Annotated in this window: 11 protein-coding genes; all 11 read left to right on the top strand. The window is 34.9% G+C overall.

The features are described from left to right. A partial coding sequence (locus tag QVO42_RS08395; RefSeq protein WP_288164161.1) for a hypothetical protein occupies positions 1-359 on the top strand: 359 nt, incomplete at its 5' end. A gap of 310 nt (positions 360-669) precedes the next feature. Beyond that, complete coding sequence (locus QVO42_RS08390) at positions 670-1632, top strand: ATP phosphoribosyltransferase regulatory subunit (RefSeq protein ID WP_022425671.1); 963 nt, start codon at positions 670-672, stop codon at positions 1630-1632. Beyond that, positions 1625-2248, top strand: coding sequence for an ATP phosphoribosyltransferase (gene hisG, locus QVO42_RS08385; protein WP_022425670.1), 624 nt, complete (start codon positions 1625-1627; stop codon positions 2246-2248). The genes QVO42_RS08390 and hisG overlap by 8 nt, the downstream gene beginning before the upstream one ends. Before the next feature lies 1 nt (position 2249). Next, a complete protein-coding gene (hisD, locus tag QVO42_RS08380; RefSeq protein ID WP_022425669.1) occupies positions 2250-3545 on the top strand; it encodes a histidinol dehydrogenase in 1296 nt (431 codons plus the stop codon). A gap of 3 nt (positions 3546-3548) precedes the next feature. Continuing rightward, positions 3549-4136: an imidazoleglycerol-phosphate dehydratase HisB gene (hisB, locus tag QVO42_RS08375; RefSeq protein WP_022425668.1), complete on the top strand. Its 588-nt coding sequence runs from the start codon at positions 3549-3551 to the stop codon at positions 4134-4136. Further along, positions 4137-4745, top strand: coding sequence for an imidazole glycerol phosphate synthase subunit HisH (hisH, locus tag QVO42_RS08370; protein ID WP_022425667.1), 609 nt, complete (start codon positions 4137-4139; stop codon positions 4743-4745). It begins immediately after the preceding gene. Beyond that, positions 4739-5458 carry a 1-(5-phosphoribosyl)-5-[(5-phosphoribosylamino)methylideneamino]imidazole-4-carboxamide isomerase gene (gene hisA, locus QVO42_RS08365; protein ID WP_022425666.1) on the top strand — a complete coding sequence of 240 codons (720 nt, stop codon included), beginning with the start codon at positions 4739-4741 and terminating at the stop codon, positions 5456-5458. Before hisH ends, hisA begins: the two co-directional genes overlap by 7 nt. Beyond that, on the top strand, positions 5448-6215 hold the full coding sequence (gene hisF / locus QVO42_RS08360) for an imidazole glycerol phosphate synthase subunit HisF (protein ID WP_022425665.1): 768 nt from the start codon (positions 5448-5450) through the stop codon (positions 6213-6215). The genes hisA and hisF overlap by 11 nt, the downstream gene beginning before the upstream one ends. Continuing rightward, on the top strand, positions 6215-6856 hold the full coding sequence (hisIE, locus tag QVO42_RS08355; RefSeq protein WP_022425664.1) for a bifunctional phosphoribosyl-AMP cyclohydrolase/phosphoribosyl-ATP diphosphatase HisIE: 642 nt from the start codon (positions 6215-6217) through the stop codon (positions 6854-6856). The genes hisF and hisIE overlap by 1 nt, the downstream gene beginning before the upstream one ends. Before the next feature lie 44 nt (positions 6857-6900). After that, a complete protein-coding gene (locus QVO42_RS08350) occupies positions 6901-8370 on the top strand; it encodes a UDP-N-acetylmuramoyl-L-alanyl-D-glutamate--2,6-diaminopimelate ligase (RefSeq protein WP_022425663.1) in 1470 nt (489 codons plus the stop codon). Then, the coding region (locus QVO42_RS08345) for a histidinol-phosphatase HisJ family protein (RefSeq protein ID WP_288164155.1) at positions 8363-9063 on the top strand (701 nt) is incomplete at its 3' end. The genes QVO42_RS08350 and QVO42_RS08345, both read left to right, overlap by 8 nt.

Raw genomic sequence — 9063 nt, 5'->3', positions numbered from 1 at the left:
AAGATACATATCTTGTTACGACGCTTAAAACAGGTGATCCAGATTATATTCATCCAGCAAGTAAAGAGGAAGTAGGAAAACGTCTGGCTTATAGTGTGGCTCATTATCTTTATGAAAAGAATACACCAGTTACACCTATATTAGATGAAGAGACTTTGACATATGATCAGGATATGAAAGAAAATGATGTTCATTTAATTGTAGATGGACATGCCTGTATAGGGCATATTAAAAATAGAAAGCTTATTATACCAGTTCAGAATTATCATATGTTAGCTTATGCGAATGATGATAATCCTAAAGTAGAAATAGAAAGTGTAGAAGGTATTCCAGCTTCTCCATTTAGAATTAAGAGATAACACCCCTAAGGGTGTTTTTTTTACAGTAAATAGGCAAATGATTTATCAATAACTATATATAAAACTTCACTAAAATACTTTTTTTTATAAATAAAATGTGGTAGTATATTAAAAACTGAGGTGAATATTTATGAAAAACACAATTTTTGGCAACAATTTACACCATCACCATCGTGGTTCTAGTTAGGGTTATATCAATTAGATACAGCCCGTTTTGACATACAACTCAAAAAAAAACGGACACGAAACAATGACATAAAGGAACAGGTCATTGGACCTGTTCCTTTTTATATATAAGGGGGACATAACTTTGGAAGAATTTAAATATCTGATTCCTGAAGAAAGTAATGATGCAACTAGAATGGACGCTTCTTTAATGCGTACAATTGAAGAACATTTAAGAAAAACATTTAATGCACATGAATACCAGGAGTTATTATTACCTACATTTGAATATGCAGATTTGTTAAGTGGTTTTGGAACAAATGAAGAAACAATGTTTCAGTTCATTAACCATGAAGGAAAGCGTATCACTTTAAGAACTGACTTTACTGTACCTATTGCACGTATCTATAGTAATGCTCATACAGATGAAGTAAGACGTTATAGTTATTTTGGTAAGGTATATCGTACCCAGGCACGACATAAAGGTAGAAGTTCTGAATTGTTCCAGGGTGGTATTGAGTTGTTTGGTCTTCCAGGTCGTGAGGGAGATCAGGAATGCTTATCACTAATTGAAGAAACAATGCAGAATATTGGTTTAAGTGATTTAAAACTAGAACTTGGTTCTGCAAAGTTCTATAAGCGTTTAATGGCTCTTGTAATGGATCGTTCTCTTACTGATATCTTAAAGAAAAAGAAAAGTTCTGATATGAAACATTTAGTAGAAGCACATGATTTTGACGAAGATTTAAATAAACTCTTATTAATTCTTCCTAGTACTTTTGGGGATATTAAGTGTTTAAGAGAAGTGAAAGAGATTGTGAAGGATGATGAACTTCTAGAGGCTATTGAAGAGATGGAATCATTATATGAGTTCTCTAAGCATAAAGAGAATATTATCTTTGATTTATGTATGGTACCTGAAAGAAGTTATTATACAGGTATTATGATGAAGGGATTCTCTTATTATAGTGCCCATCCAATTCTCCAGGGAGGACGTTATGACCATTTGTTTGATCATTTCTATAAGAACGTACCTTCTATTGGATTCTCATATCATTTAAATAATGTATTGGATGCAATAGGAAAGGAGAATGAAGCCAATGATTAAGATTGCGATTACTAAAGGAAGAATAGAAAAGCAGGTATGTAAGTTATTACAACAGCAGGGCTTTGATATGGATCCTATTTTTAATAAAAATCGTGAGTTATTAATAGAGACAAAAGATGGTATTTCAATGATCTTTGCGAAAGCAAATGATGTATTGACTTTCCTAGAACACGGTATTGTGGATGTTGGATTTGTCGGTAAGGATACTTTGGATGAATCTGATTTTGATGATTATTATGAGTTATTAGATTTAGAGATTGCTAAATGTTATTTTGCGTTAGCGGCTTATCCAGAATACCGCACAAAGACATTTAATCGTCGTAAACGTATTACTTCTAAATATACAAAGACCGCAAAAGAATATTTCGCATCTAAACAGGAGGATGTAGAAATTATTAAACTGGAAGGTTCTGTAGAGTTGGGACCTGTTGTTGGTTTATCTGATGCGATTGTAGATATTGTAGAAACAGGATCTACACTTAAGGCCAATGGTCTTGAAGTGATTGAAAAGATTTCAGATATTTCTACAAGAATGGTTGTGAATAAAGTGGCTTTGAAATATAAGAAGGATGAAATATTCAAACTAGTAGATGCACTAAAGAAGGGGGATCATTAAAGTGTTAAAAGAATTGATTTATAAAGGAAACTATGAAGAACTAGAAAATAAACTTCATACAAGAAAAACTGAAATATCTGAAGAAGTCAATAAGGCAGTCAGTGAAATCATTAATAATGTACGTGAAAATGGGGATGATGCATTAAAAGAATACTGTGCTAAGTTTGATGGTTTCCATGTCTCTAGAAAGGATGATTTCATCGTTTCTAAACAGGAAATCATGGATGCTATTACTAATGTAGGGCCTGAATTCATGAAGATTCTAGAACGCACAAAGGATCAGATCACTGAATATCATAAGAACCAGATTGAAAAATCATGGACTATGTATAAGGATAATGGTGTTGTCATGGGACAATTAGTGCGTCCAATCGCAACAGTGGCTTTATATGTACCAGGTGGAACGGCTACTTATCCTTCTACTGTTATGATGAATGCTGTACCTGCAAAGCTTGCAGGTGTAGAAGATCTTTATATTATTACACCAGTAAAGAAGGATGGTAAGGTTTCTGATGTTATTTTAGCTGCTGCTTATGTAGCGGGTATCACTAAGATTTATAAATGTGGTGGAGCACAGGGGGTTGCCGCTGCTGCTTATGGAACTGATACAATTACGAAGGCAGATAAGATTGTGGGTCCAGGTAATATCTTTGTCGCAACTGCCAAGAAGTTATGTTATGGAGTCGTTGATATTGATATGATTGCTGGACCTAGTGAAATTCTTATTGTCGCTGATGAGAACGCAAATCCTAAATATATCGCAGCTGACTTAATGAGCCAGGCTGAACATGATAAGCTTGCCAGTGCGATTCTTATTACAACTTCAAAAGAATTAGTAAAGAATGTAGATGAAGAATTAAAGAGACAGGTAGAAGATTTACCTCGTAAAGATATCATCAAGTCTTCATTAAATAACTATGGTGGTGCTGTTATTGTAGATAGTATCAAGGAAGGTATTAACTTATCTAATAAGATTGCGCCTGAACATTTAGAAGTATTAGTAGATAACCCATTAGAACAATTACCAAATATCAAGAACGCTGGTTCTATATTCTTAGGTGAGTATACACCAGAACCATTAGGTGACTATATGAGCGGTACAAACCATGTATTACCAACAGGTGGTACTGCTAAGTTCTATAGTGCGTTAGGTGTTTATGATTTCGTAAAGCATTCTGCTTTCAGCTATTATCCACAGGCAGTACTTGGTACATTCAAAGATGATATTATGAAGTTTGCACATCTAGAAGGTTTAGATGCACATGCTAATAGTATCAAGGTGCGTTTTGAGGATTAATTTATGCGACAGGCAGAAATAGAAAGACAGACAAAAGAGACATATGTATATGTTTCTTTAAATATTGATGGTAAAGGAGAAGCAGATGTGGATACAGGTGTAGGGTTCATGGACCATATGCTTGAGCTTCTTGCTTTCCATGGTAATTTTGATTTAAAGGTAAGATGTAAGGGTGATTTACAGGTTGATTCTCATCATACTGTAGAAGACTTAGGGATTGTCTTAGGACAGTGCTTCAATAAAGCTTTAGGTGATAAGCGTGGTATTACTCGTTATGGTCATTTCACTATTCCTATGGATGAAGCACTTGTGACGACTGACTTAGATTTCAGTGGACGTCCTTATTTAGTTTTTAATGTGGAACTAGATAATATTCATCTAGGTAACTATGAAGTAGAAATGACAGAAGAATTCTTCCGTGCATTTGCCTATAACTGCTTCATGACTTTACATATTAATGAACATTATGGCAAGAATACACATCATATTATAGAGGCAATATTTAAATCTATGGCACGTGCCATCAAGGAGGCTGTCACAATTGATGAAGCCCATATTGGGCAGGTAGTATCAAGTAAAGGGGTGTTATAAATGATTGCGATTATTGATTATCATGTAGGAAATCTAGGATCAGTCACAAATGCCTGTAAAAGACAGGGTATGGATGTAGTTGTCACAAATGATCCTGAAGTTATTCGTCAGGCAGATGGCATTATTCTTCCAGGTGTTGGCGCATTTCCTGCAGCTATGAGTAATTTAGAAGCGTGTCATCTCGTACCTGTACTTAATGAAGTGAAGGACAAGGGAACACCAATACTTGGTATTTGTATTGGGATGCAGCTTTTATTTGAAGAAGGCAGTGAGAATGGACATACAAAAGGATTAGGATTCTTAAAAGGTTCTGTCGATAAGATGGAAGTCGATGCAAAACTTCCACATATGGGATGGAACCAGTTAGTTATTAAACAGTCTCATCCTTTATTAAAGTATGTAGAAGAAGGCGATTATGTCTACTTTGTACATTCATATAGTGCTCATTGTCCAGAAGACCAGATTGGAGCTTATGTGAATTATGGTGGTAAGAAAATTACTGCTTTTGTATATAAAGATAATGTCATGGGTACGCAGTTCCACCCTGAAAAGAGTGGAGAGATTGGTAAGAAGATTTTACGTGCCTTTAAGGAGTTGGTAATATGTTAGTTATTCCAGCCATTGATTTAAAAGATGGAGAAGCAGTCCGTCTTTATAAGGGCGATTACAATAAGAAAGTTGTTTATTCATCACATCCTGAAGAACTAGCAGCAGAATTTGAGAAGATGGGTGCAAAGTATCTCCATGTAGTAGATCTAGATGGTGCAAAAGATGCCCATGCAACTAATAAAGAAACAATTAAAAGAATACGTGCTTCTATTTCTATTCCAATGGAATTAGGAGGAGGTATTCGTGATATGGATACAGTCTCTATGTATTTAGATGAGATTGGGGTAGATCGTGTTATTCTTGGTACGGCTGCTATTAAGAATCCTGCTTTTCTTGATGAAGCATTAAAGAAGTATGGACCAGAAAGAATAGTCGTAGGAGTAGATGTAAGAGATAGAAAAGTCAGTATTGCCGGCTGGCTTGAAACAAGTGATGTAGATTATTTGACATTTATTCATCAACTAGAAGAGAGAGGTGTGAAATATATAGTATGTACGGACATCTCCAAGGATGGTACTCTCACAGGAGCTTCTTTCCCTCTTTATGAAGAAATACACGCTAATTCTAAGATTAACTTTGTAGTCTCTGGTGGTGTAAAAGATGATGAAGATGTCTATGAAGTCAATAAACGTGATTATTATGCTTGTATTGTAGGTAAAGCATACTATGAAGGGCGTATTAATCTAAAGGAGGTCATTGAAAATGCTGGCTAAAAGAATTATTCCCTGTCTAGATATTAAAGATGGGAAGGTTGTAAAAGGTGTTAATTTCGTTGGCCTGAAGGATGTTGGTGACCCCATCGAACTAGCAAAAGAATATGACCGTCAAAGTGCAGATGAAGTTGTCTTTCTAGACATTACTGCCACTTATGAAAATAGAGATATCATCAAGGACCTTATTCAAAGAGGTGCAGATGAACTTTCTATTCCACTATGTGTGGGTGGTGGTATTCGTACAGTTGAAGACTTCCGTATGATTCTTGCAGCAGGTGCAGATAAGGTATCTGTTAACTCAGCTGCAGTCAAGAATCCAAATATTATTAAGGAAGCCAGTGATGAGTTTGGTGTTCAATGTGTTGTTGTGGCAGTAGATGCGAAAGCACGAGAAGACCATTCTGGATGGGATGTCTATGTCGCAGGTGGACGTACAAATACGGGACTCGATTTAATAGAATGGGTTAAGAAATGTGAATCTCTTGGTGCTGGTGAAATACTTCTTACAAGTATGGATGCGGATGGAACAAGAGATGGATTTGATATCGATATGTTGAAGGCAGTAGTGGCAGCAGTCAATATTCCAGTAATCGCAAGTGGTGGCTGTGGTGGTAAAGAAGATATCGTAGATGTCTTTAAAGAAACAGACTGCGATGCTGCATTAGCTGCAAGTTTATTCCACTTTGGTGAAGCTACAGTGGATGAAGTTAAGGAGTCCTGCGCACAGGCAGGTATTCCAGTAAGGAGAAATAAGTGATGAAACCAGATTTTGAGAAAATGAATGGTCTTGTACCTGCCATTGTACAGGATGTTAAGACTAAACAAGTATTAATGCTTGCTTATGTAAATGAAGAAGCATATGAAAAGATGTTAGAAACAGGAGATACTTGGTTCTATTCACGTTCTAGAAATAAGCTATGGCACAAAGGTGAAGAATCAGGACATTTCCAGCATATTAAAGGTCTTTATTTAGATTGTGATTTAGATACAATCGTTATTTATGTAGAACAAGTCGGAGCTGCTTGTCATACAGGTTCTTATTCTTGCTTCTTTAATGAAGTGATTCCTTATGACAATAGTGATTTTGCGCATGAACTTTATGATCTTATTGAAGATAGAAAAGTACATCCAGTAGAAAAGTCTTATACAAACTACTTATTAAATGAAGGTATTGATAAGATCTGTAAGAAGGTTGGAGAAGAAGCCACTGAAACAGTTATTGCAGCTAAGAATACATCTAAAGAAGATTTGATTGGTGAAATCGGTGATTTATATTATCATGTATTAGTCTTAATGAATGCCTATGGTTTAACTGTAGATGATGTTTTAGATAAATTAAAGGAAAGACATAAGGTGACAGGCAACAAAAAAGTATTCCATACAAGAGGAGAGATTTAATTCTCTCTTTTTTTTTGTTATAATCTTGTAAGAGAGGTGTTTGTATGAAATTAGAAAAGTTATTAAATGGTTTTGAATATGAAATCATTGGAAATAAAGATGTAGATATTACAACATTAGTCTATGATTCACGTAAGGTAGAAGAAGGCAGCTTATTTGTCTGTATGGTTGGTGCTGCTTTTAATGCACATGATTTTATTGATCAGGTGATTGAAAAGGGAGCCCATGCGATTGTGATTTCTCAAGATGTACCTTTAAAAGATGGTATGACTTATATTAGAGTCAAGGATACACGTATTGCGTTGGCTTTATTATCTTGTGCTTATTTTAATTATCCTAGTAAAGAATTAAAGGTTGTTGGTATTACAGGAACAAAGGGTAAGACGAGTTCTTCATTAATGATCAAGTCTATTCTAGAACATGCAGGTAAGAAGGTTGGTATTATTGGGACAAATGGTACTTTTATTGGAGATATCCATGAGCCTACAGCCAATACAACACCAGAATCTTATGAATTACAGCGTATCATGAGAAAGATGGTAGAACATGATTGTGAATATTGTGTCATGGAAGTATCAAGTCAGGCTTTAAAGATGAACCGTGTCGCTGGTATTGAATTTGATTATGGTGTCTTTACAAATATTTCACCTGATCATATCGGACCTAATGAACATAAGGATTTTGCAGAATATATGGCATGTAAGAAACATTTATTTGATTTCTGTCAGGTTGGTTTATTTAATAAGGATGATGAACATTTTGAAGAGTTTACAAAGGATGTTCCTTGTAAAGTATTAACATACAGTATTGAAAAAGACAGTGACCTTAAAGCTCTCCATATTGAACTTTATAATGAGAATGGTGAATTAGGTATTACCTTTGATACAAAGGGATTAATTAATGCCTCTTTTAAAGCGTCTATGCCAGGTAAGTTTAATGCTTATAATGCATTAGTCGCAATCATGATCTGTTACTTAATTGATGTCCCTACAAAGGATATACAAAACACATTACCACAGGTTCATGTATTAGGTAGAGGACAGGTTATGCATGTCTCACCTGATTATAGTGTATTAATTGACTATGCTCATAATGGTGTTTCTTTTGAAAGTATTATTTCTACTGTAGAACAATACAATCCTAATAAGTTAATTGTAGTTTATGGCAGTGGTGGAAAACGTTCTAAAACAAGACGATATGAATCTGGTGAAGTAGTTGCAAAACATGGTGGTTATTCTATCTTGACTGCAGATAACCCAAGAGGAGAAAAGATTGTGGATATCTGCAAGGACATCGTAGTGGGTATTGATAAGTATCATGGTGAATATACGATTATTCCTGATCGTAAAGAAGCCATCTATCATGCATTAGATATGGCCCATAAGGGTGATGTTGTTTTATTACTTGGAAAAGGTCATGAAACTTATATGATAGGTGAAGATGAAGTGACACGCCATTTCTCTGAAACAGAAGTATTAGAGGAATATAAGAAGGAGCGTGGACTTAGTGCGTAAGATTGATTATCATATGCATACACATTTTAGCGGTGATAGTGAAGCAAGTCCTCGTGAACATATTGAACAGGCAATTAGAATGGGATTAGATGAAATATGTTTTACTGATCATCGTGATTTTGATTATCCTATTGATACATTTGATCTAGATACAGATGCTTATTTTATGGAACTGAGTGCCTTGAAGAATGAATATGTAGACCGTATTACTATTAAGATTGGTGTAGAAGTTGGATTAGACATGGATCATATTGATGAAATCAACGCTTTTGTAGCACAATGTCCTTTTGATTATGTTATTGGTTCTATTCATGTTATTCATCATACAGAATTCTATTATGGAGAATTCTTCAAGGGTAAAACAAAAGAAGAAGCACATAGAGAATTCTTTGAAGAAACATTAAAATGTGTACAGACATTTGACTGTTTCAACTGTTTAGGTCATTTAGACTATATTATGCGTTATGGTCCTTATGAAGATAAACGTGTAGAACATGAATTATATCAGGATATTATTGATGAAATCTTAAAGACACTTATTCAAAAGGGTAAGGGTATTGAAGTTAATACATCAGGATATGCATTAAATAAGACATGTGGTTTTCCTAATTTTGATATTGTGAAGCGTTATAAAGAACTAGGTGGTACAATAATTACAGTGGGTACTGATTCTCATACAAGCAATCGTGTAGG

This window comes from Catenibacterium sp. CAG:290 (assembly GCF_000437715.1).
Classification (GTDB): Bacteria; Bacillota_I; Bacilli_A; order Erysipelotrichales; family Coprobacillaceae; genus Catenibacterium; species Catenibacterium mitsuoka_A.
Note: the sequence above shows the minus strand (reverse complement) of the source record. Positions and strands in the feature narration are given on the sequence as shown.